The organism is Kribbella sp. NPDC050459 (assembly GCF_040655315.1).
Taxonomy (GTDB): domain Bacteria; phylum Actinomycetota; class Actinomycetes; order Propionibacteriales; family Kribbellaceae; genus Kribbella.
Genome location: NZ_JBFAJQ010000007.1, coordinates 1 through 21,928 on the forward strand (window position 1 = coordinate 1; position 21,928 = coordinate 21,928).

Annotated in this window: 21 protein-coding genes; 14 read left to right on the top strand and 7 right to left on the bottom strand. The window is 70.5% G+C overall.

The genetic code is table 11. The features are described from left to right. Positions 1 to 91: 91 nt before the first annotated feature. On the bottom strand, positions 92 to 1,273 hold the full coding sequence (nadA, locus tag AB0I12_RS22875; protein WP_359933125.1) for a quinolinate synthase NadA: 1,182 nt from the start codon (positions 1,271 to 1,273) through the stop codon (positions 92 to 94). 82 nt (positions 1,274 to 1,355) lie between these two features. Between nadA and AB0I12_RS22880 the strand changes: the two genes are divergently transcribed. The 8 genes from AB0I12_RS22880 (at position 1,356) to AB0I12_RS22915 (ending at position 9,474) form a co-directional block, all read left to right on the top strand. Then, the gene (locus AB0I12_RS22880; RefSeq protein ID WP_359933127.1) at positions 1,356 to 1,931 is read left to right on the top strand and encodes a nucleotidyltransferase family protein; all 576 of its coding nucleotides are present in this window, start codon (positions 1,356 to 1,358) and stop codon (positions 1,929 to 1,931) included. A 38-nt stretch (positions 1,932 to 1,969) separates the two neighbouring features. Then, positions 1,970 to 2,845: a MoxR family ATPase gene (locus tag AB0I12_RS22885; protein WP_359933129.1), complete on the top strand. Its 876-nt coding sequence runs from the start codon at positions 1,970 to 1,972 to the stop codon at positions 2,843 to 2,845. A 5-nt stretch (positions 2,846 to 2,850) separates the two neighbouring features. Continuing rightward, entirely contained in the window at positions 2,851 to 3,939 is a 1,089-nt protein-coding gene (locus tag AB0I12_RS22890) for a VWA domain-containing protein (protein WP_359933131.1), read from the top strand. After that, positions 3,932 to 5,080 carry an XdhC/CoxI family protein gene (locus AB0I12_RS22895; protein ID WP_359933133.1) on the top strand — a complete coding sequence of 383 codons (1,149 nt, stop codon included), beginning with the start codon at positions 3,932 to 3,934 and terminating at the stop codon, positions 5,078 to 5,080. Before AB0I12_RS22890 ends, AB0I12_RS22895 begins: the two co-directional genes overlap by 8 nt. A gap of 71 nt (positions 5,081 to 5,151) precedes the next feature. Continuing rightward, the gene (locus AB0I12_RS22900; RefSeq protein ID WP_359933135.1) at positions 5,152 to 5,616 is read left to right on the top strand and encodes a (2Fe-2S)-binding protein; all 465 of its coding nucleotides are present in this window, start codon (positions 5,152 to 5,154) and stop codon (positions 5,614 to 5,616) included. Further along, complete coding sequence (locus AB0I12_RS22905) at positions 5,613 to 7,997, top strand: xanthine dehydrogenase family protein molybdopterin-binding subunit (RefSeq protein ID WP_359933137.1); 2,385 nt, start codon at positions 5,613 to 5,615, stop codon at positions 7,995 to 7,997. Before AB0I12_RS22900 ends, AB0I12_RS22905 begins: the two co-directional genes overlap by 4 nt. Next, positions 7,994 to 8,848 (top strand): xanthine dehydrogenase family protein subunit M, encoded by an 855-nt coding sequence (locus AB0I12_RS22910; protein ID WP_359933139.1) that lies wholly within the window; start codon positions 7,994 to 7,996, stop codon positions 8,846 to 8,848. The genes AB0I12_RS22905 and AB0I12_RS22910 overlap by 4 nt, the downstream gene beginning before the upstream one ends. Beyond that, on the top strand, positions 8,845 to 9,474 hold the full coding sequence (locus AB0I12_RS22915) for an SRPBCC family protein (RefSeq protein ID WP_359933141.1): 630 nt from the start codon (positions 8,845 to 8,847) through the stop codon (positions 9,472 to 9,474). The genes AB0I12_RS22910 and AB0I12_RS22915 overlap by 4 nt, the downstream gene beginning before the upstream one ends. A 38-nt stretch (positions 9,475 to 9,512) precedes the next feature. Here the strand turns inward: AB0I12_RS22915 and nfi are convergent, their stop codons facing one another. Both nfi and AB0I12_RS22925 read right to left on the bottom strand, forming a co-directional pair. Then, positions 9,513 to 10,154: a deoxyribonuclease V gene (gene nfi, locus AB0I12_RS22920; protein WP_359933143.1), complete on the bottom strand. Its 642-nt coding sequence runs from the start codon at positions 10,152 to 10,154 to the stop codon at positions 9,513 to 9,515. Then, the gene (locus tag AB0I12_RS22925) at positions 10,154 to 10,549 is read right to left on the bottom strand and encodes a VOC family protein (protein WP_359933145.1); all 396 of its coding nucleotides are present in this window, start codon (positions 10,547 to 10,549) and stop codon (positions 10,154 to 10,156) included. Before AB0I12_RS22925 ends, nfi begins: the two co-directional genes overlap by 1 nt. A 62-nt stretch (positions 10,550 to 10,611) precedes the next feature. Here AB0I12_RS22925 and AB0I12_RS22930 point away from each other — a divergent pair, with 62 nt between their 5' ends. The 3 genes from AB0I12_RS22930 to AB0I12_RS22940 all read left to right on the top strand — a co-directional run bounded on the left by AB0I12_RS22930 (position 10,612) and on the right by AB0I12_RS22940 (position 12,828). Further along, positions 10,612 to 11,706 carry a glycerate kinase gene (locus AB0I12_RS22930; RefSeq protein WP_331916997.1) on the top strand — a complete coding sequence of 365 codons (1,095 nt, stop codon included), beginning with the start codon at positions 10,612 to 10,614 and terminating at the stop codon, positions 11,704 to 11,706. Between the two features lie 173 nt (positions 11,707 to 11,879). Further along, positions 11,880 to 12,236 (top strand): iron-sulfur cluster assembly accessory protein, encoded by a 357-nt coding sequence (locus AB0I12_RS22935; protein ID WP_355688408.1) that lies wholly within the window; start codon positions 11,880 to 11,882, stop codon positions 12,234 to 12,236. Positions 12,237 to 12,450: 214 nt separating this feature from the next. Then, positions 12,451 to 12,828, top strand: coding sequence for a glycine betaine ABC transporter substrate-binding protein (locus AB0I12_RS22940; RefSeq protein WP_359933148.1), 378 nt, complete (start codon positions 12,451 to 12,453; stop codon positions 12,826 to 12,828). Here AB0I12_RS22940 and AB0I12_RS22945 read toward each other — a convergent pair. Continuing rightward, complete coding sequence (locus AB0I12_RS22945) at positions 12,815 to 14,311, bottom strand: DHA2 family efflux MFS transporter permease subunit (RefSeq protein ID WP_359933150.1); 1,497 nt, start codon at positions 14,309 to 14,311, stop codon at positions 12,815 to 12,817. The genes AB0I12_RS22940 and AB0I12_RS22945 overlap by 14 nt on opposite strands. An 88-nt stretch (positions 14,312 to 14,399) precedes the next feature. Here AB0I12_RS22945 and AB0I12_RS22950 point away from each other — a divergent pair, with 88 nt between their 5' ends. Together AB0I12_RS22950 and AB0I12_RS22955 are read left to right on the top strand one after the other, a co-directional pair. Then, entirely contained in the window at positions 14,400 to 15,110 is a 711-nt protein-coding gene (locus tag AB0I12_RS22950; protein ID WP_359933152.1) for a TetR/AcrR family transcriptional regulator, read from the top strand. Between the two features lie 868 nt (positions 15,111 to 15,978). After that, positions 15,979 to 17,340 (top strand): MFS transporter, encoded by a 1,362-nt coding sequence (locus AB0I12_RS22955; RefSeq protein ID WP_359933154.1) that lies wholly within the window; start codon positions 15,979 to 15,981, stop codon positions 17,338 to 17,340. Between the two features lie 295 nt (positions 17,341 to 17,635). Here AB0I12_RS22955 and AB0I12_RS22960 read toward each other — a convergent pair whose 3' ends face one another. Beyond that, entirely contained in the window at positions 17,636 to 18,889 is a 1,254-nt protein-coding gene (locus tag AB0I12_RS22960; RefSeq protein ID WP_359933155.1) for an aspartate aminotransferase family protein, read from the bottom strand. A gap of 79 nt (positions 18,890 to 18,968) precedes the next feature. Here AB0I12_RS22960 and AB0I12_RS22965 point away from each other — a divergent pair, with 79 nt between their 5' ends. Further along, entirely contained in the window at positions 18,969 to 20,531 is a 1,563-nt protein-coding gene (locus AB0I12_RS22965; RefSeq protein WP_359933157.1) for an NAD-dependent succinate-semialdehyde dehydrogenase, read from the top strand. A 13-nt stretch (positions 20,532 to 20,544) separates the two neighbouring features. Here AB0I12_RS22965 and AB0I12_RS22970 read toward each other — a convergent pair whose 3' ends face one another. Next, entirely contained in the window at positions 20,545 to 21,192 is a 648-nt protein-coding gene (locus tag AB0I12_RS22970; RefSeq protein WP_359933159.1) for a GntR family transcriptional regulator, read from the bottom strand. After that, positions 21,189 to 21,917, bottom strand: a complete 729-nt coding sequence (locus AB0I12_RS22975) for a maleate cis-trans isomerase (RefSeq protein WP_359933161.1) — start codon at positions 21,915 to 21,917, stop codon at positions 21,189 to 21,191. Before AB0I12_RS22975 ends, AB0I12_RS22970 begins: the two co-directional genes overlap by 4 nt. Between the last annotated feature and the right edge of the window lie 11 nt (positions 21,918 to 21,928).

Consider the following 21,928-nt stretch of genomic DNA (forward strand, 5'->3'; position numbering starts at 1 on the left):
CGCTACGACAAGTACGCCCTCACCTACCTCGGTGGCGTACTCCTCGCCGCCATAGTCACCCACCACCGCATCACCAATTAACAGACACGACCTAGTCGCGGGCGGTTTTGCCGGGGAGGGCGAGCATGCGGTCGAGGGCGAGCTTGGCGTACTTCTCGGTGTCGGGGTCGACCTTGATCGGGTTGACGACGTGGCCGGCGACCAGGTTCTCCAGGGCCCAGACGAAGTGCGGGAGGTCGATGCGGTTCATCGTCGCGCAGTAGCAGACCGTCTTGTCGAGGAAGACGATGTTCTTGTCGGCGTGCTGTTTCGCGAGGCGCTGGACCAGGTTGAGCTCGGTGCCGACGGCCCACGACGTGCCGGGCTCGGCGGTTTCGAGCGCCTTGATGATGTACTCCGTGGAGCCGACCTGGTCCGCCTTCGTGACCACCTCGTGGCGGCACTCGGGGTGCACGATCACGTTCACGCCGGGGACCCGGGTGCGGACGTCGTCGACCGACTCGGCGGTGAACCGGCCGTGCACCGAGCAGTGCCCGCGCCACAGGATCATCTTCGCGGCCGCGAGCTGCTCGTTCGTCAGGCCGCCGTTCGGCTTGTGCGGGTCGTATACGACGCAGTCGTCGAGCGACAGCCCGAGCTCCAGGACGGCGGTGTTGCGGCCGAGGTGCTGGTCGGGGAGGAAGAGCACCTTCTCGCCCTGCTCGAACGCCCAGTTCAGCGCGGTCTCCGCGTTGCTCGACGTACACACGACGCCGCCGTTGCGGCCGCAGAACGCCTTGATGTCGGCGCTGGAGTTCATGTACGTGACCGGCACCGTCACGTCGGCGACACCCGCGTCGGCGAGCGCGTCCCAGGCCGCCTCGACCTGCTGGATGCGGGCCATGTCGGCCATCGAGCACCCGGCTGCGAGGTCGGGGAGGATCACGGTCTGCTGGTCGTTGGTGAGGATGTCGGCCGACTCCGCCATGAAGTGCACGCCGCAGAACACGATGTACGGCGCGTCCGGCCGGGCGGCCGCGTCGCGGGCGAGCTTGAACGAGTCACCAGTGACGTCCGCGAACTGGATCACCTCGTCGCGCTGGTAGTGGTGCCCGAGCACGAACACCTGGTCGCCGAGCGCCGCCTTCGCCTTCAGTGCCCGCTCGACCAGGTCCGGGTCGGACGCCGGCGGGAGCGCGCCCGGGCACTCGACGCCGCGCTCGGAGTGCGGGTCGGTGTTCTGCCCGAGGAACAGCAACGGAAGGGACTTCGAGCCGTCTGCGATCGTCGTCACGTCGGATATCGTCGCACGCCCACCGCCGCACTCCGCGTGGCACGTGTCATTGCTCAGAGTGTGAAATCAGTACGCTGCCGGTGTGAAGAACGCGGGTCTCGTGCTGGCCGCCGGTGCGGGCCGCAGGATGGGTACGCCGAAGGCTCTCGTCCGCGACGCCGACGGCGCCCCGTGGGTCGTCCGGGCGTCCCGCCTACTCGCCGCCTCGGGCTGCGCACCGGTCGTGGTGGTGATCGGAGCCGCCGCCGACGAGGTCCGCGCCGAACTGTCGGCCGAGCCGGTGCACGTCGTCGAAGCAACGGACTGGGCGGAGGGCATGGGCGCCTCCCTCCGAGCCGGCCTGAAGACCTTCGCCCCCGGCGTCGAGGCGGTGGTTGTCGTGCCCGTGGACGTCCCGGGGCTGACCTCGGCGGCGGTGCGGCGGGTCGTGGAGAGAGCGGGGCCGGAGGCGCTGGTGCGGGCGACGTACGGCGGGGCGCCGGGGCATCCGGTGGTGATCGGGCGGGAGCACTGGGCCGGGGTGATCACGTCGGCGCGCGGGGACGAAGGAGCGCGGGGGTACTTGCGCGAGCACGAGACGGTGCTGGTGGAGTGCGGGGACGTGAGTGACGGTGCCGACGTCGACACGCCGGAGGATCTGCCGCCGGGACACGGATGAGGGTTGGCAACGGCCGGAAGTAGGTGAATGCTGAAGGAGTGAGTGCCGTCGGCTCGGCGGCGGAGCTGGCCGAGTGTCTGCGGACGACCGGGTACCTAGCCGACGAGGGCTTGGCCACGGTCGGGTATCTCGCGCTCGCGCTGCATCGCCCGCTGCTGCTGGAGGGTGAGCCCGGCACCGGCAAGACCTCGCTCGCGTCCGCGATCGCCGAAGCGCTCGATCTCGACCTGATCCGGCTGCAGTGCTACGAGGGCATCGACGCCTCGCAGGCGCTCTACGACTGGGACTTCCCGCGCCAGATCCTGCACCTGCGCACCGTCGAGGCGACCAGCACCGACGCGGCCGCCGAGGAGGTGGAGAAGAGCCTGTTCGACGAGCGGTTCCTGCTCTCCCGCCCGGTCCTGCGGGCGCTCCGCGAGAGTCCCGCCGTGCTGCTCGTGGACGAGATCGACCGTGCCGACGACGAGTTCGAGGCGTTCCTGCTCGAGGTGCTGTCGACGTACGAGGTGACGATCCCCGAGCTCGGCACGATCAAGGCCGAGGTGCCGCCGATCGTGGTGCTCACGTCGAACCGCACCCGCGAGGTGCACGACGCGCTCAAGCGCCGCTGCCTGTACCACTGGATCGACCATCCCGGCCTGGCCCGCGAGATCGAGATCGTCCGCACCCGCCTGCCCGAGGTGTCGGCGCGGCTCGCCGAGCAGGTCACGCGGTCGGTGCAGCGGATGCGTGACCTCGACCTGCTCAAGCCGCCCGGTGTCGCGGAGACGCTCGACTGGGCGCGTGCCCTCGATGCGCTCGGTACCGATGTCCTCGACGTCGAGACCGCGGCCGCGACGCTCGGCGCCGTGCTGAAGTACCGGGAGGACACCGACCGGGTCCGCGAATCCCTCGACCGGTTGCTGGCGAGCTGATCGCCATGTCGGGGCCCGATCTCGCGCTCGCCGGTTTCGCCACCGCCCTGCGCCACGCCGGGCTCGCGGTCACCGCCGACCGCGTGCACCTCTTCCTGCAGGCGGTCGCCGCTCTGGACGTCACCTCGACCGCGGACGTCTACTGGGCCGGCCGCGCCGCGCTCTGCAGCGGCCCCGACGACACGGCTCGGTACGACGAGGTGTTCGCGGCCTGGTTCACCGGGAGCCGGTCGCGCGGCGTCGTCCCCAGCCGCACCCCGCAGTCGTCCGTCCAGGCCAACCTCGGCGACGCCCCCGAGGAGGCCGACGGCAACCACACGCTGAACGTCTCCGCGAGTCCGACGGAAGTCCTCCGGCACCGCGACGTCGCCGAACTGTCCGCCGCCGACCGCGCCGAACTCGCCCGTCTGTTCGGCTCGCTCCGCCCGCACGTCCCGACCCGTCGCGCCAACCGCCGCCGCCCGTCGCATCGCGGCGAGATCGACCCGCGCCGTACGCTGCGCGCCCAGCTCCGCCAGGTCGGCGAACCGGCCCGCGTCCGCTACCGGCGTCGCGGGGTCCGGCCGCGGCGCGTCGTCGTACTGATCGACGTCTCCGGTTCCATGCGTCCGTACGCCGACAGCCTGTTGCGTCTCGCGCACGTGATGGTCCAGCAGGCGCCGCGGTCGGTCGAGGTCTTCACCATCGGCACGCGACTCACGCGCGTGACGCCGGCCCTGCGGCACCGCGATCCCGAGTTCGCGTTGCGGGTAGCCGGTGACGTCGTACCGGACTGGTCGGGCGGGACGCGGCTGGGCGAGGTGCTGAAGGTGTTCCTGGACCGCTGGGGCCAGCGCGGTACGGCGCGGCGGGCGGTTGTCGTGGTGTGCAGCGACGGGTGGGAACGCGGCGACGCGGCGCTGCTCGGGGCACAGCTGCAGCGACTGGCCGCCCTCGCGCACCGCGTGGTGTGGCTGAACCCGCATCGCGGCAAGCGCGGCTACGAGCCTGTGCAGTCGGGCATCGTCGCCGTCCTGCCGCACCTGGACGACCTCGTCGCCGGGCACAGCCTGGCCAGCTTCGCCGAACTTCTGGAGGTGGTCGCCGATGCGTGATGTGCTCGACCGGTTGCTGACCTGGTGGCAGGCCGGTGAATCGGTTGCCGTCGGCACCGTTGTCGCGACGTTCGACTCGGCGCCGCGGCCGCCGGGTGCGGTGATGCTGGTCGGTCCCGGGCTGGAGGCGGTCGGCAGTGTGTCGGGCGGCTGCGTCGAGGGCGCGGTGTACCAGTTGGGCGAGGAGATCCTGTCCTCGGGCGAGCCGGTGCTGCAGCGGTACGGCGTCAGCGACGAGTCGGCGTTCGCGGTCGGCCTGACCTGCGGCGGGATCATCGACGTGTTCGTCGAGAAGGTCGACCGGGAGTCGTTCCCCGAGCTCGGGGAGGTCGCCGCCGACATCGCCGCGGGGCGCCCGGTCGCGGTCGCGACCGTGGTGGCGCATCCGGATCCGGCGCGGATCGGACGGCGCCTCGTCGTCCGCCCGGCCTCTGCCCCCGGCGCCGAGCAGGCGAGTGCGGTGCTGGCGAGCGGAGGCCTGGGATCGGACCGTGCCGACGACGCGGTCGTCGACGATGCCCGCGGATTGTTGGCCAACGGACGATCGGAGACGCTCGAGTACGGCCCGGACGGGCAGCGGCGCGGGGAGGGGATGCGGGTCTTCGTGTCGTCGTTCGCGCCGGTGCCGCGGATGCTCGTGTTCGGCGCGATCGACTTCGCGGCCGCGGTCGCACGTCTCGGCTCGTTCCTCGGGTACCGGGTGACCGTGTGCGACGCGCGCGCCGTGTTCGCGACGGCGTCGCGGTTCCCGTTCGCCGACGAAGTGATCGTCGACTGGCCGCACCGGTACCTGACGGGTGAGGCGGAGGCCGGCCGGATCGACGACCGGACGGTGGTCTGCGTGCTGACCCACGACCCGAAGTTCGACGTACCGCTGCTGGAGGTGGCGTTGCGGCTGCCGCAGGTCGCCTACATCGGGGCGATGGGATCACGACGGACGCACGACGACCGGCTGAAGCGGCTGCGGGAGGCCGGACTGAGCGAGGCGGAACTGGCCCGGCTGGCGAGCCCGATCGGTCTCGACCTCGGTGCGCGGACACCGGAGGAGACCGCGGTGAGCATCGCGGCCGAGATCATCGCGCAGCGGTGGGGTGGCGCTGGGCAACGACTTTCGGCCGCGGCGGGACCCATCCACCACTGAAGCTTGTGGTGCACATCACAACAGGAGCACTCTCGAAGAGACGGCGGTTGCGGACATCTGGAGGCGGGGCGATGACCCGGATCACGGTGAAGGTCGACGGAAGCAGCTTCACGGACGACGTGGAGCCGCGCACGCTGCTCGTGCTTTATCTGCGCGAGCAACTGGGAAAGACGGGCACCGTGGTCGGCTGCGACACCGGCAACTGCGGCGCCTGCACGGTGCACCTGGACGGGCGGAGCGTGAAGTCCTGCTCGCTGCTGGCGGTCCAGGCCGACGGTCACGAGATCACCACCATCGAGGGTCTCGCGACGAACGGTCAGCTGCACCCGATGCAGCAGGCCTTCCACGAGAACCACGCGTTGCAGTGCGGTTTCTGCACGCCCGGGATGATCATGCAATCCATCGATCTGATTGCCGACAATCCGGATCCCAGTGACGAGGACATCCGGCTCGGACTCGAAGGCAATCTGTGCCGGTGCACCGGCTACCAGAACATCGTGAAGGCCGTCCGCGCCGCCGCCGGAGGTGCGCAATGACCGCCACCGAGGAACGCCCGGCCGCCGAGGTCGGCACCGCGCGGCTGCGCAAGGAGGACGCCCGGCTGGTCACCGGCCGGACCCGATGGACCGACAACATCGTGCTGCCCGGGCTGCAGCACCTCGCGATGGTGCGCAGTCCGTTCGCGCACGCCCGGATCACGTCGATCGACACCGCGGCGGCGAAAGCGGCGACCGGTGTCGTCGCGGTGATCACCGGCGCCGACATCGCCGACGAACAGGGCGCGCTGCCGAACGCCTGGGCGGTCATCCCCGACCAGAAGGCGCCGGTGCACCCGTCGATGGCGGTCGACCACGTCGCGTTCGCCGGCGAGATCGTCGCGATGGTGATCGCCCGCACCGCGGCCGAGGCGAGCGACGCGGCCGACCTCGTCGACGTCGACTACGAGGAACTGCCGCCCGCGCTCGAGCTGAAGGCCGCGTCCCGCGACGAGGTGCTCGCGCACCCGGATCTCGGCACGAACGTGTCCGCGGTCTGGTCGTACGACTCGGCCGAGTCCGGCACCGGCGGCGACGTCGAGGCGGCGATCGCGGCCGCCCGCGACGGCGGCATCGTGATCGAGGAGGAGTTCCGCCAGCAACGGCTGATCCCGGCGTTCATGGAGCCGCGGTCGATCGTCGTCGATCCGACCACCGAACAGATGACCGTGTGGTCGTCGACGCAGGTGCCGCACTTCGTGAAGATCTTCATCGCGCTGGTGCTCGGCATCCCGGAGAGCAAGGTCCGGGTGATCGCGCCGGACGTAGGCGGCGGCTTCGGCGGCAAGCTGCAGTTCACGCCGGAGGAGGTGCTCACGGTCATCGCGGCGCGGCGGACCGGGAAGCCCTGCAAATACAACGAGACCAGGTCGGAGTCGTTGATGGCCGCGCACCACGGACGCGACCAGTGGCAGCAGGTCACGCTCGCCGCGAACGCCGACGGCACGGTCACCGGGCTGAAGGTCGAGCTGATCGCGGACATGGGCGCGTACCTCGGTCTGGTCACGTCGGCGATCCCGCTGCTCGGCGCGTTCATGTACAACGGGATCTACAAGTTCCCGGCGTACCACCTCGGCATCACCAACGTGTTCACGAACAAGACGTGGACCGACGCGTACCGCGGCGCCGGCCGTCCCGAGGCGACGTACGCGATCGAGCGGCTGATAGACGAGCTGGCCGCCCGGGTCGGCGCCGACCCGCTGGAGATCCGCGAGAAGAACTGGATCAAGCACGAGGAGTTCCCGTTCTCGACGGTGTCCGGGCTGCGCTACGACTCCGGCAACTACGAGGCCGCGACCGCGAAGGCCCGCGAGCTGTTCAGGTACGACGACCTGCGGGCCGAGCAGCAGCAGCGCCGGGAGTCCGGCGACCCGGTGCAGCTCGGCATCGGCGTGTCGACGTTCACCGAGATGTGCGGGCTGGCGCCGTCGCGCTGGCTCGGCTCGATGGGGTACGTCGGCGGCGGCTGGGAGCACGCGTCGGTGCGGATGCTGCCGACCGGGAAGGTCGAGGTGGTGACCGGGACGAGCCCGCACGGTCAGGGGCACGAGACGGCGTGGAGCCAGATCGTCGCGGACCGGCTGGGTGTGGCGTTCGAGGACGTCGAAGTGCTGCACGGCGACACGCAGGTCGCCGTCCGCGGGCTCGACACCTATGGGTCGCGCTCGCTCGCGGTCGGCGGGATGGCGGTGCTGGCCGCCGCGGACAAGGTGATCGAGAAGGCGAAACCGATCGCGGCGCAGTTGCTGGAGGCGAACACGGACGACCTGGAGTTCACCGCCGGGCGGTACGGCGTCCGCGGTACGGAAGCCGGGATGACGATGGCCGAGCTGGCGTTCGCGGTGTTCCAGGGACACAAGCTCGACGGGTCCGCCGAGGGCTGTCTGGACGCGGACGCGACGCTCGACCCGGACGACTTCTCGTTCCCGCACGGCACGCACCTGTGCGCGGTCGAGGTCGACACCGAGACCGGCGGGACGAAGATCCGGTCGTACGTCGCCGTCGACGACGTCGGCGTGGTGGTGAACCCGTTGATCGTCGAGGGCCAGGTGCACGGCGGGCTCGCGCAGGGCATCGCGCAGGCGCTCTACGAGGAGGCCGTGCACGACGAGTCCGGGACGCTGGTCACCGGATCGTTCGACCAGTACCTGCTGCCGGGGGCGCCTGACCTGCCCGGGTTCGACACGGCGCGGACCGAGACTCCGGCGACGACGAACCAGCTGGGTGTGAAGGGGGTCGGTGAGGCGGGGACGATCGCGTCGACGCCGGCTGTCGTCAATGCGATTGTCGACGCGCTGCGGCCGATGGGCGTCACGGACGTGCCGATGCCTTGCACGCCGTACCGCGTCTGGAAGGCGATCCAGGAAGGAAGGAACTCATGATCCCGGCGGCGTTCGAGTACTTCGCGCCCACGACGATCGACGAGGCGCTGGGGCTCCTGCGGGAGCACGCCGACGCGAAGGTGCTCGCGGGCGGGCAGAGCCTGATGCCCGCGTTGCGGCTGCGGCTGGCGGCGCCCGAGACGATTGTCGACATTGGGAAGATCGACGATCTGCGCGGCGTGCGCGACGACGGCGACGCGCTGGTGATCGGCGCGATGACCCCCCACAGCACGGTGCAGACGGATCCGCTGGTCGCCGAACACGCCCAGCTGATCTCGTTGGCGACGGCAACGGTCGGCGATCCGCAGATCCGGCACCGCGGCACGTTCGGCGGGTCGCTGGCGCACGCGGACCCGGCGGCGGACCTGCCGGTCGTCGCGGTGGCGCTGGACGCGTCGTTCGTGATCGCGGGCGCCGGCGGACGGCGTACCGTGCCGGCCGCGGACTTCTTCGAGGGCATCTTCAGTACGGCGCTCGGTGACGACGAGCTGCTCGTCGAGGTCCGGGTGCCGAAGTACACCGGATGGGGTGCGCATTACGAGAAGTTCAGCCGGGTCGCGCAGGGCTGGTCGATCGTGTCGGTCGGCGCGGCCGTGCGAGTCGACGGCGGGGCGATCGCGGAGGCAAGGGTCGGACTCGGCAACATGGGGCCGGCCCCGGTCCGGGCGACCGCGGTCGAGGCGGCCCTGGTCGGGCAGCCCGCCACCGCCGACGCCGTACGGGAGGCCGCGGCGCGGGCGGCGGACGGGACGTCGCCGGTGACCGACCTCAACGGTGACGCCGACTACCGCCGGCACCTCGCCACGGTGCTCACGAGGCGCGCGGTCCTGGCAGCGGCAGGTACGGCGTGAAGCTCGAGCACAAGTTCGTCGTACCGGCGCCGGTGGAGCAGACCTGGTCGGCGTTCAACGACCTCGAACGGGTGGTGCCGTGTTTCCCCGGCGCCACCCTGGAGTCGTACGAGGGTGACGACTTCACCGGGTCGTGCAAGGTGAAGCTCGGGCCGGTGTCCCTGCAGTACACGGGCACCGGCACGTTCGTCGAGCGCGACGAGAGCGATCACCATGCCGTGATCGAGGCCAAGGGCAAGGACCGGCGCGGCAACGGTACGGCGAGCGCGCACGTCACCACGAAGCTGACCGGTACGGCGGACGGGTCCACCGAGGTGTCGGTCGACACCGAACTGACCATCACCGGCCGTCCCGCGCAGTTCGGCCGCGGCCTGATCCAGGAGGTCTCGGACAAACTCCTCGACCAGTTCACCGCCTGCCTGAAGACCAAGCTGGACACCACCGCGGAAGCCCAGCCCGAACCCGCGACCGAGACACCAGTGCAGGAACCATCGACCACACCAGAGTCCGACGCGGTCGCCCTGGACCTCGGCAGCACCCTGTTGCCGGCACTGGCCCGGCGCGCGATGCCGTACCTGATCGGAGCCGCCGTGGCGTTACTCCTACGCCGCCTGTTCAGCCGCTGACAGCTCAGGCCGCCTCGGCGGTACCACCGGGCGGGATGTCAAAGTCCGTCGCGGCAGGCTCGGTCGGCCAGGCGCGTGGTCTCGGGCAGGCGGTACCGGGGTGCCAGGTGCAGTACGTGCGCGACGGCGGTCGCCAGGCTGACTCGGTGCCCGATGGAAACGTAGACCGGCTTCACCCCGTCCTGTGTCCTCAACGCGGCCCCGACCACCTCGCCGTTGTCAACCAGCGCGGCCGTGGCACCTCGCTCCCGGCCGAGCTCCGCGTGCGTCCCGACGAACGCGTTCTTCGCGACGCCGATGGACGGGATCCCGGTCAGTACGCCGAGGTGACACGCCAGGCCGAAGCGCCGCGGATGCGCCAGCCCCTGGCCGTCGCACACCAAGAGGTCCGGCGCGGTTCTCAATTGATCGAGTGCTGCGAGCAGGCCTGGCACCTCGCGGAACGCGAACAGACCGGGGATGTACGGGAAGGTCGTCTCCCCGACGAGCACGGCGCGATCGACCTCGTCCAGCGTCGCCCGGTCGAGTACGACGACCGCCGCCGCGAGCCGGTCACCGTCGTACGCCACGTCGAGGCCGGCGACGTACCGCACGACGCCGGAGGAGTCGGTCGGATCGACCTGTGACCGCAGGTCGTCCTGGACGGCGATCGCTTCGGTCTCGGTCGTCGGCCAGTCCATCAGTCGAAGGCCGGTGCCCCGGAGGGCGGCCACTCGACGAGTTCGATGCGGTAGCCGTCGGGGTCGACCACCCAGGACGTCTTCGGGCCGTCCGCGCCGCCGGGGAGTTCGACCGGGCCGGGCTGCAGGCCGCCGGCGGTGAGGTGGTCGACGGTTTCGGCGAGCGACCCGACCTCGATCGCGAAGTGCTCGAAGCCGCGCACCTCGACCGGCCCGTCGGCGGGCCGGTGGACGAGCTCGAGCGACACCGACGACTCACCCGGCAGCCGGAGCCAGACCAGGCTGGACCCGTCGTCGAACGGGATCTTGCTCAGCTCGACGTACCCGACCGCGGCGTAGAACCTCAACGACCGCTCCAGGTCACTCACCCGCACCGCGAACAGGATCGTCTTCATCCGCCGATCCAACTGGTGGCACCGGACGCCGTCAACCGCAGCGGGTGGGAGAGGATGTGCGCATGCGGATTCTGATTGCGCCGGACAAGTTCGCGGGGACGCTGACGGCCGTGGAGGCTGCGGCGGCCATCGAGGAAGGGTGGCGGCGGCGGGATCCGGAGGCCGAGGTGCTCGTGGCGCCGATGGCCGACGGCGGCCCGGGCTTCATCGACGTGCTGTCCGCCGTCGTCGACGGCAAGCTCCTGTCGGTCACCGTCCGCGGACCGCTCGGCGAGGAGACCCCGGCGACGGTGCTGCTGGCGGGGGAGACGGCGTACGTCGAAACCGCGCAGGCGTGCGGGCTGCACCTGGTGGAGCCGAAGCAGCGCCGCCCCGAGGACGCGACGACGTACGGCGTGGGCCAGCTCATCACCGCGGCCGTGGACGCCGGCGCGCGGCGGATCATCCTGGGCCTCGGCGGCTCCGGGACGAACGACGCCGGCGCGGGTCTGCTCGCCGCGCTCGGAGCGACGGCCGAGGGCGGTCGGCTGGACGCGGGTGCCGCGGGGCTGGCCGAGCTGGCCTCGGTCGATCTCGCGCCGGCCCGGGAGCGCGTCGCCGGGGTGGAGTTCGTGGCGGCGAGCGACGTGGAGAACCCGATGCTCGGGCTGCGCGGCGCGACCAGCGTGTTCGGCGCCCAGAAGGGCATCACCGACGAGCGCAAGCCGGTGGTCGACGGCTGGCTGACGCACTTCGCCGAGCTGGCCGGCCGGAAGACCGCGGACCAGAAGGGCGCCGGCGCGGCGGGCGGCCTCGGGTACGCGCTGCTCCTGCTCGGTGCCGAGCGGGTCTCCGGCATCGACCTGGTCGCCGAGCTGACCGGGCTGAAGCAGAAGGCGTCGCAGGTCGACCTGGTGCTGAGCGGCGAGGGCGCGTTCGACTTCCAGTCCCGCGACGGCAAGGTGATCGCGGGGGTCGCGAAGGTGGCCAACGACGCGATGCGGCCGTGTGTCGTGCTGGCCGGGAAGGTCCTGATCGGATCCCGCGAGATGCGCACGATGGGCGTCGAGTCGGCGTACGCGCTGGTCGACGTGGTCGGCGAGGAGCAGGCCTTCGCGGATCCGCAGGGGTCGCTCGCGACGGTCGCGGAGCGGGTCGCCCGGACCTGGGCCCGGTGATCGGTGCGCGGTGACTGGTTGATCACCTCGTGACCCGGGATCGTTGATCTGTGAAATTGGTGTGCGACCATGGGAATGAGCGCGCGCCGGCCGACGTTGGCACGTGTTGACAAGAGACTTCCGTGCCGGGGCAGCCGTAGGCCCGGCACTTGAGTAGATGACTGGAGTCAGGGATGACTGAAGCGCAGACCGAGCAGGCCGTGGCCACGGGTGTTCTCCTCACCGACGGGGCCGCCTCCAAGGTGAAGGCGCTGCTCGACCAGGAAGGCCGCGACGACCTCGCGCTGCGGGTCGCCGTGCAGCCGGGCGGGTGCTCCGGACTGCGGTACCAGCTGTTCTTCGACGAGCGTCAGCTCGACGGCGACGTGGTGGCCGACTTCGGTGGCGTGAGCGTCGTCACCGACCGGATGAGCGCGCCGTACCTGAAGGGCGCGACGATCGACTTCGTCGACACCATCGAGAAGCAGGGCTTCACGATCGACAACCCGAACGCCACCGGCTCCTGCGCCTGCGGCGATTCGTTCAACTGAGCTGAAGCTGAAGCACCCGAAGCCCCCGGTCACCGCGCGGTGACCGGGGGCTTCGGCGTGCCCGGACTTCGGAAGCGACTGTGTGAATCCAACGCTTGTTGGGTATTGGTCGCTGTGTGTGGGACTACATAACTGAGCGTCACTCCAAGCTGCTCTACCAGAGCTATCAGCACCTCAGCCTGGTCATCCCGACAAGCAGAAGCAGTACGACGCGGTGCGGGCGGAGGACGCCGCGAAGTACGGGCTGATCTGGTTGAAGCCGGCCCCGATGAACAACAGCTACGGCTTCGCGATGACCCGGAAGGAGTCCGAGCGGCTGCACATCACCAAGCTGTCGCAGGTCGAGTCGTTGCCCGTGAAAGAGCGGACGTTCTGCGTCGAGTCCGAGTTCGCCAACCGCAACGACGGGTTCGAGCCAGATGCTGAAGCACTACGGGATCCCGCCGGGCTCCGGCGTACCGCGGGACAACATCCGGACGCTCGACACCGGCGCGGTGTACGCCGCCACCGACAAGGGGGATTGCCGGTTCGGGGAGATCTTCACGTCGCCATGGACTGGTTGGTGAAGGAAGGTTTCGTCAGCCGTGACTGACGCTCTCCTCGCGGGCCCGCTTCGGCAGTAGGTACGACACCGCGAGGCTGACGACGAAGAGGCCGATCGCGACCAGGACCGACGTCTTGGTCGCGCCCAGGAACGCGTGGCTCGGCAGCAGCTGGAAGAAGATCGTGCCGATCACCGCGACGCCGATCGCGCCACCGTACTGCTGCATCGCGGTCAGGACGCCGGACGCCGAGCCCGCGGCCTGGTCGTCGATCGAGGCCAGGATGATGTCGAACAGCGGCGCGAACACCATGCCGGCGCCGATGCCGGTGGCCAGCGTCGCGGGGACCAGGTTCCAGATCGTGGTCGCGTCGCCCTGGGTGTGCAGCGTGAACCAGACGCCGGCCATCGCGACCGTCATCACCGCGATGCCGAGCTGCAGTGCTTTGCGGCCGAGCTTCGGGGCGAGCAGCGCGGCCGACAGCGGCGCGCCGATCGCGATGCCGAGCGAGAACGGCACCATCGCGAGGCCGGCCTTCAGCGGGCTGTAGTGCAGGCCGAGCTGGGTGAACAGGTTGAACACCAGCATGAAGCCGTTCATCGCGAGGAAGAACGTGGTGATCACGCCGAGACCGGCGACGTACCCGCGGTTGCAGAACAGCGACGGGTCGATGACCGGGTTGCCGGACCGGCGCTCACGCCAGCCGAACAGGGCGAAGACCGCGACCGAGCTGATCAACATCAGGATTGTCCACAACGGCCAGCCGAGCTCACGGCCCTGGACGAGCGGGTAGATCAGCAGGCCGGAGGCGAGGCTGACCAGGACGACACCCGCGGCGTCGAGCCGGGACGCGCCGGGCGTCTTGACCTCGGGCATGAAGCGGAGCGCGCCGACCAGTGCGGCGATGCCGACCGGGACGTTGATGAAGAAGATGGTCCGCCAGCCGGCGTCGAACCAGTTGGCGTCGATCAGGACGCCGGCCAGGATCGGGCCCGCGACCGCCGACAGTCCCATCACCGGGCCGAACATCGCGAACGCCTTGCCGAGCTCCTCGGACGGGAAGATCGACTTCAGGATCGCGAAGCCCTGCGGGATCATCACTGCGCCGAGCAGACCCTGCGCGACCCGGCTGCCGATCAGCAGCTCGGGGCTGGTCGCCAGCCCGCAGACCGCGGACGCGACCGTGAAGCCGAGGGCCCCGACCACGAACAGCCGCCGCCGGCCGACCAGATCGCCGAGCCGGCCGAACGTGATCAGGCCGATCGCGAAGGCCAGCGTGTAGCCGGCCAGCATCCACTGCATGGCCGACTCCGACCCGCCGAGCTCGGCGCGGATCGACGGGGCCGCGATGTTGACGATCGTCGCGTCGACCAGGTCCATGATCTCGGCGACCAGGATCGTGGCGAGCACGATCCACCGCCACCGGTACGGCGTACCGCGCGCGGCCGTCGTGGAGTCGGATGTGCTGCTGGTGCTGGTGCCGGGCGTGCTGCCGGGTGTGGCGTTGGGTGAGTTGTCGAGTGTGGTGCTCATCGTTGGCCCCCTCAGGATTGGCGAACAGTGTTCGTTGACGAACACTGTTCTACTCTCGAACGGTGTTCGCGTCAAGTACAGTGTTCGTATGACCCAGCACCCGTGGCAGCCGATCAGCCCCGCGAAGCCCGCCCGCGCCGCGAAGGAGCCGCTCAACCGCGAGCGGATCGTCGACGCCGCCATGCGCGTCCTGGTCAGCAACGGGTACGACGCGGTCTCGATGCGGAAGGTCGCGCAGGAGCTCGGCACCGGCCCGGCGTCGCTCTACGCCCACGTCGCGAACAAGCGGGAGCTCGACCAGCTACTGGTCGAGCGGGCCGCCGCGCAGATGGACTTCGACGAGGCGGTCGATCCGGAGCGCTGGCAGGAGCAGCTCAAGTCGATGATGCGCGAGATGCTGCGCGTGCTGCGGGCCAACCCGGGAGTCGCGCGCGCCTCGATCGGCCAGGTGCCGCTGGGGGAGCGGGCACTGCGCAGCACCGAGCGGATCCTGGCGCTGCTGAAGGCCGGCAACATCCCGGACCAAGCCGCCGCGTGGGCCGTCGACCTGATCCCGCTGTACGTCACCGCGATCGCGTTCGAGGAGACGGTGCAGAGCGCCTCCAACTGGACGCCCGAGGACGTCGAAGGTTTCGTCCGCGGGCTGCGCGACTACTTCGCGTCACTACCGGCGGACCGATTCCCCCTGACGGTGGCGCTCGCAGTGCCGATGACGTCCGGCGCGACCGGCGACGAGCGATTCGAGTTCGGCATCGCAGTAATCACCGCCGGCCTAGCCTCCCTCGCCAAGCCACACTGACCGAGCCGCACTGACCGAGCCGCGCTGCCGGAGCCGCGGTGCCGGAGCCGCGGTGCCGGAGCCGCACTGCCGGAGCCGCACTGCCGGAGCCGCACTGCCGGAGCCGCACTGCCGGAGCCGCACTGCCGGAGCCGCACTGCCCGAGCCGGGTGACCGAGCCGGGTGACCGAGCCGCGCTGACCGAGCCGCGCTGACCGAGCCGCGCTGACCGAGCCGCGCTGACCGAGCCGGGTGACCAACCGGGCTGACTGGGCTGGGCTGACCGGGTTGTCCGGGCCGGCCGACCGGACCAGGCTGGCCGGCCGGGCTGACCGCGTCGTGTGGCCGCGTCGTGTGACCGCGCTGGGCAGGCTACGCCGCGCTCACCGAGCTCGGCCGACCGAGCGGGCTGACTGGGCTGGGCTGACCGGACGGGGTTGTCCGGACCAGGTTGTCCAGGCCGGCTGACCGGACCGGACTGGCCACGCCGTGTGACCGACCGGGCTGACCGCGCTGGGGCTCACCGAGCTGGGTCGACCCAGCCGCGCTGGGCAGGCTACGCCGCGCTCACCGAGCTGGGCCGACCGACCGGGGTGACCGCGCCGTGTGACCGACTGGGGTGACCGACCGGGCTGATCGAGCCGGGGCATGTGACGGGGCTGTGAACACGGAGAGCAAACCGGGTACGACTGCTTGTGGTTCACGAATGCACATGGCTAACCTTCGGATTGTCAACAAAACTACGACTTGGCCTGTTGGGCGTGTGGAGAACGCGCGGGTGGGCACACGGACCAGGCCGTATGACGACAGGAGGAAGACCGTGGACGCCGAGACCACGCCAGTGAGCCCGCAGCCGGCCAGTGGTGGGCGAGCCCAGGACCGGCCGCCCGTGACTACTACCGAAAAGGAGCAGCCGCCCGGGGTGCTCAGGAAGGCAATCGCCGCCTCGGCGATCGGGAACGCGACCGAGTGGTTCGACTACGGCATCTACGCGTACGGCGTGACGTACATCTCGGCGGCCATCTTCCCGGGGGACACCGAGAGCCAGACCCTGCTCGCCCTGATGACGTTCGCCGTCTCGTTCCTGGTCCGCCCGCTCGGCGGCCTGGTCTGGGGACCGCTCGGCGACCGGCTGGGGCGCAAGCACGTCCTGGCGATCACAATCCTGATGATGTCCGGTGCGACGCTGCTCGCCGGCCTGGTCCCGTCGTACGACTCGATCGGGCTCTGGGCGCCGATCCTGCTCGTACTGCTGCGGATGATCCAGGGCTTCTCGACCGGTGGCGAGTACGGCGGTGCCGCGACCTTCATGGCCGAGTACGCGCCGAGCCGCAAGCGCGGGTTCCTCGGCAGCTTCCTGGAGTTCGGCACGCTGGCCGGGTTCTCGCTCGGCGCGCTGCTGATGCTGGGCTTCTCGCTGGTGCTCGGCGACGACGCGATGCACGCCTGGGGCTGGCGGCTGCCGTTCCTGGTCGCCGCGCCGCTCGGTCTGGTCGGCGTTTACCTCCGGTCCCGGCTCGAGGACACCCCGGTCTTCCGTGAGCTCGAGGCGAAGGGCCAGAAGGAAGAGGAGACCGCGACCCAGTTCAAGGACCTGCTGGCCGGCTACTGGGGCCCGATCCTGCGGCTCGGCGGCATGGTCATCGCGCTGAACGTCGTGAACTACACGCTGCTCACCTATATGCCGACGTACCTCGAGAAGGAGATCGGCCTGAGCGCCGACCAGTCGCTGATCGTGCCGATCATCGGAATGTTGACAATGATGGTCTTCGTGCCGTTCGCCGGCCGTGCGTCCGACCGGATCGGGCGCAAGCCACTGTGGTGGGCGTCGTTGACCGGGCTGTTCGTGTTCGGCGTGCCGATGTTCCTGCTGATGGGGACGAACCTGGCCGGCGCGATCATCGGCTTCGCGGTGCTCGGCCTGCTGTACGTGCCGCAGCTGGCGACGATTTCCGCGACGTTCCCCGCGATGTTCCCGACGCACGTGCGGTACGCCGGATTCGCGATCGCGTACAACGTGTCGACGTCGCTGTTCGGCGGGACGGCGCCCGCGGTCAACGACTGGCTGACGGCGAAGCTGGGCGACTCGCTGGTGCCGGCGTACTACATGATGGCCGCCTGCCTGGTGGGTGCGCTCGCGCTCGCCCGTGTACCCGAGACGTCGCGGTGCCCGCTCAACGGCACCGAGATCCCGGGGACCGAGGACGCCCCGCCGCCCGTGGCCCTCGACCCGGCCCACGCGAAGGCCTGATCGCAGGCCCGTCGACGCAGGAAAAGCCGGCCCGCGCTTTCCGGAACCACATCGCCACCTGGTGCGAACCGTGTTCCGGAAAGGGCGGGCCGGCCCTCGCTCGCCGGCCAGCCGGGGTTGACGGTGATCGGGTCGGGGTCGGCCGAGGGTGGCGGTCATCGGGTCGGGGTCGGCCGAGGACGGCGGTGGCCCGGTCGGCTTGACCGTGCGCGGGGCGCCTGCCGCGTATTGGCCGAGGGCGCCGATCTGCTGGACGTGGTGGGTCAGCGGAGGACGGCGGTGACTGCGTCGGGGGTCAGTCGAGGACGGCGGTGACGGCGTCGGACCAGATGCCGGCGGCTTCGTCGACTTCGTCGGGGGAGACGACCAGTGCGGGAATGAAGCGGACGACCTGACCCCAGGCGCCGCAAGTGAGTAGCAACAGACCTCGCCGGGCAGCCTCCTGTTGGACCGCGGCGGCCGTCACCGGGTCCGGCTTGCCGTCTGCGTCACGGAACTCGTTGCCGATCATCAGCCCGAGTCCGCGGACGTCGGTGATCTGCTCGTGCTTGTCCGCGACCAGCCGCAGCGCCTGCTTCAGCTGCGCGCCGCGGTCGGCGGAGTTCTGTACGAGCCCCTCGTCCTCGATCACGTCGAGCGTGGCGAGCGCCGCCGCGCAGGCGACCGCGTTCGCGCCGTACGTACCGCCCTGGGAACCGGGCCACGCCTTCTCCATCAGCTCCGACGACGCGGCGATCCCGGACAGCGGGAAGCCGGAGGCCAGGCCCTTCGCGGTGACGAGAATGTCCGGGTGCGATCCGAAGTGGTCGCCGCCCCAGAACTTGCCGGTCCGCCCGAAGCCGGTCTGTACCTCGTCCACCACCAGCAGGATCCCGTGCGCGTCGGCGCGCTCGCGCAGGCCCGCGAAGAACCGCTCGTTCGCCGGTACGTAACCGCCCTCGCCGAGCACCGGCTCGACGAAGAACGCCGCGGTGTCGGCCGGCGTGCTCAGCGTCTGCAGGGTGTAGTCGAGCTGGCTGAGCGCAAAGTCGGTGGTCTGCTCGACCGGCCAGCCGAAGTGGCCCGGGTCCGGGAACGGCGACACGTGGACGCCGGCCATCAACGGGCTGAACCCGGAGCGGAACTTCGTACCGGACGTGGTCATCGAGGCGGCAGCCACGGTCCGGCCGTGGAAGCCGCCGTGGAACACGATCACGTTCGGCCGGCCGGTCGCCTGCCGGCTGAGTCGCAGCGCGGCCTCGATCGCCTCGCTGCCGGAGTTCGCGAAGAACATCCGGTCGAGGTGCCGGGGGAGTACCTCGCCGAGCCGGTCGACCAGGGTGAGCAGCGGCCGGTGCATGACCGTCGTGTACTGCGCGTGGATGATCCGGCCGACCTGCTCCTGCGCCGCCGCGACCACCCGCGGGTGGCAGTGCCCGGTCGACGTCACGCCGATTCCGGCGGTGAAGTCCAGGTACCGCCGGTCGTCCTCGTCGAACAGCTGGACGCCCACGCCGCGGGCAGCGACCACGCCGGTCGCCTGTTTCAGGATCTGCGAGAGCTCGGCCACGACTTCCCCTCCACATGTCGACTGGTAGATTGTCGACAATCAGCGTATCTCAGCAGTCGAGGCCGGTGAAGGGGTGCGAATGAGCAACGACGAGCCGAACAACCAGCCCTACGACAAGCCGGACGACCAGCCAGGCCACGGGCCGGGGCACGGGCCGGGTAGCACGCCAGGTGACAGGTCGGCGGGTGAGGCGAGGGTGGTCGACGGGGTCGAGAAGCGGTTGTTCGTCGACGGGAAATGGGTCGAGGCGACCCGCGGCGCGACGTTCGACGTCGTCGATCCGTCGACCGGTGAGGTGCTGTGCGCGGTCGCCGACGCCTCGCCGGCGGACGGCCGGGCCGCGCTCGAGGCAGCCGTCGCCGCCCAGCGCGACTTCGCCCGGACCTCGCCGCGCGAACGCGCCGACATGCTGATGACGGCGTACGAGCTGCTGATGGAACGCGCCGACGACCTGGCGCTGCTGATGACGCTGGAGATGGGCAAGCCGCTGCGGGAGGCCCGCGGCGAGATCGCGTACGCGGCCGAGTTCTTCCGGCACTTCGCGGGCGAGGCGGTGCGGATCGACGGCGGGTACCAGACCGCGCCGGCCGGGAACGCCCGCTTCCTGATCACCCGGCAGCCGGTCGGCCCGTGCCTGCTGATCACCCCGTGGAACTTCCCGATGGCGATGGGCACCCGCAAGCTCGGCCCGGCGATCGCGGCCGGCTGTACGAGCGTGATCAAGCCCGCCCATCAAACGCCGCTGTCGATGCTGGCGTTGATGGGGATCCTGGCCGAGGCCGGCGTACCGGCGGGCGCCGTCAACTGCGTCACCGCGATGGACGCGGGCGGTGTGATGGAGCCGCTGATCCGCTCCGGGCTGGCGCGCAAGTTGTCCTTCACCGGTTCCACGCGGGTCGGCCGGATGCTGCTCGAGCAGTGCGCGGAGAAGGTACTGCGGACGTCGCTGGAGCTCGGCGGCAACGCGCCGTTCATCGTGTTCGAGGACGCCGACCTGGACGAGGCGGTGACCGGCGCGATCGCGGCGAAGATGCGGAACATGGGCGAGGCCTGTACGGCGGCGAACCGGATCTTCGTGCACACCTCCGTGATCGACGAGTTCGGCCGACGGCTCGCGGAGCGGATGGCCGCGCTGACGGTCGGGCGCGGGACCGAGCCGGGCGTCGACGTCGGCCCGCTGATCGACGAGGCCGGCCGCGAGAAGGTCCGGTCACTCGTCGCGGACGCGGTCGGGCGCGGCGCGACCGTGCTCACCGGGGGAGACGTGCCCGCGGGGAGCGGGTACTTCTACCCGCCGACGGTCCTGACGGGCGTACCGCGGGAGGCCGCGATGGCGGACCAGGAGATCTTCGGTCCGGTGGCGCCGCTGACGCCGTTCGACGCCGAGGACGAGGTGGTGCGGGCGGCGAACGACACCGAGTACGGGCTGGTCGCCTACGTCTTCACCAACGACCTGCGGCGGGCGTTGCGGGTCGCGGAGGCGATCGAGACCGGGATGGTCGGGCTGAACCAGGGCGTCGTGTCGAACCCCGCTGCGCCGTTCGGCGGCGTGAAACAGTCCGGGCTCGGTCGCGAGGGCGGCGCGGTGGGGATCGACGAGTTCCTCGAGACCAAATACATCGGGATCGCGGTCAACGACTGAACGGGTGGTCCGGTCAGCGGTTGACGAGGCGCTCGATGGCGTCGTCCATGTGCGCGATCAGGAGCCGTTCGGCGCGCTCGGCGTCGCCGTCGCGGATCGCCTCGCCGAGGTTGTTGTGCTCGATGGCGCGGGCGTCGGCGGCGAGGTAGGTCTCCTCGAGCGCGTGGATGCACATCCGGGTCTCGATGATCGACGTCTGGTGCATCCGCGACAGCCGCGGGCTGCCGGCCAGCCGGACGAGGAGCTCGTGGAACTCGATGTCGAGGTCGCCGATCGCGGCCGGGTCGCCGTCGGCGGCCAGCATTCGGTCGGCGACCGCGCACAGCGCCGTCCCCGCGGACGCGTGGTCGCCGCAGAGGATCTTCTGGATCGCGGCGCGCTCGACCGCCTCGCGGGCGAGGTACATGTCGCGGATGTCGTCCGGCGTCATGTCGATGACGAACAGGCCGCGGTTGCGGATCGAGACCAGCAGACCCTCCTGGGTCAGGCGCTGCATACCTTCGCGCAGCGGCCCGCGGCTGACGCCGAGCTTGCGGGCCAGGTCGGCCTCGCCGAGCTGCGCACCGGGCTTCAGCTCCCCGTGGCCGATGGCCTTGCGCAGTTTGTCGGCGATGATGCTCGGCGTCGACTCCTGGGCCAGCGGCTCGATGTAACTGGTCACTCCGAATTCCCCCTTGTGGCGAACAACGTCCCCAGATGTGGCAGAGAGGGTACAGGCCCGGCCAACTGGAGCCCCTTCCAGACCGTCACCTGGTTCGCGGTCAGCACCGGTTTGCCGACGGCGGCCTCCAGGTCGTCGACGATCTCGAGCGTGTGCATCGCGGTGTCCGGCACCAGCACCGCCTCGGCGTCCGGGTGGTCGGCCGCCTTCACCATCGCCACCACCTGCTCGGGCGCGAGCGTCCCAACCTCCGCGGCGGTGACGATGCCGTTGCTGCCCATCGACACCACGTCGAGGCCGCCCGCGGTCAGGAACCGGACGAAGTGCTGCGCGACGTCCTTGGGGTACGACGCGGCGACGGCGACGCGCTTCAGCTCCAGCGTCCGGCACGCGTCGACGAACGCGATCGAGGTCGAGGACGCCGGGACGCCGAGCGCCTGCGCCACGCCGGCTGCCTGGATATTCGCGCCCTCCGGGCCGAACACGAAGCTGCCCGAGGTGCAGGCCCACATCACCGCGTCCGGCCGCGACGGTGCGAGCTCGGCGGCGCCCTCGGCCAGCCGTTCCGCTCGGCCGAGGTCGAGCAGGGCGTCGACCCGGTGCGCGTCCTCGCCGACCGAGGTGATGACGACCGGCAGCTTCACGGAACCGTCGAGTCGCGCCTCGAGTGACGGGTAGTCGTCCTCCGCGCTGTGTCCGGGGTAAAGGAGTCCTACCGTGACCATCTGGCCTCCTG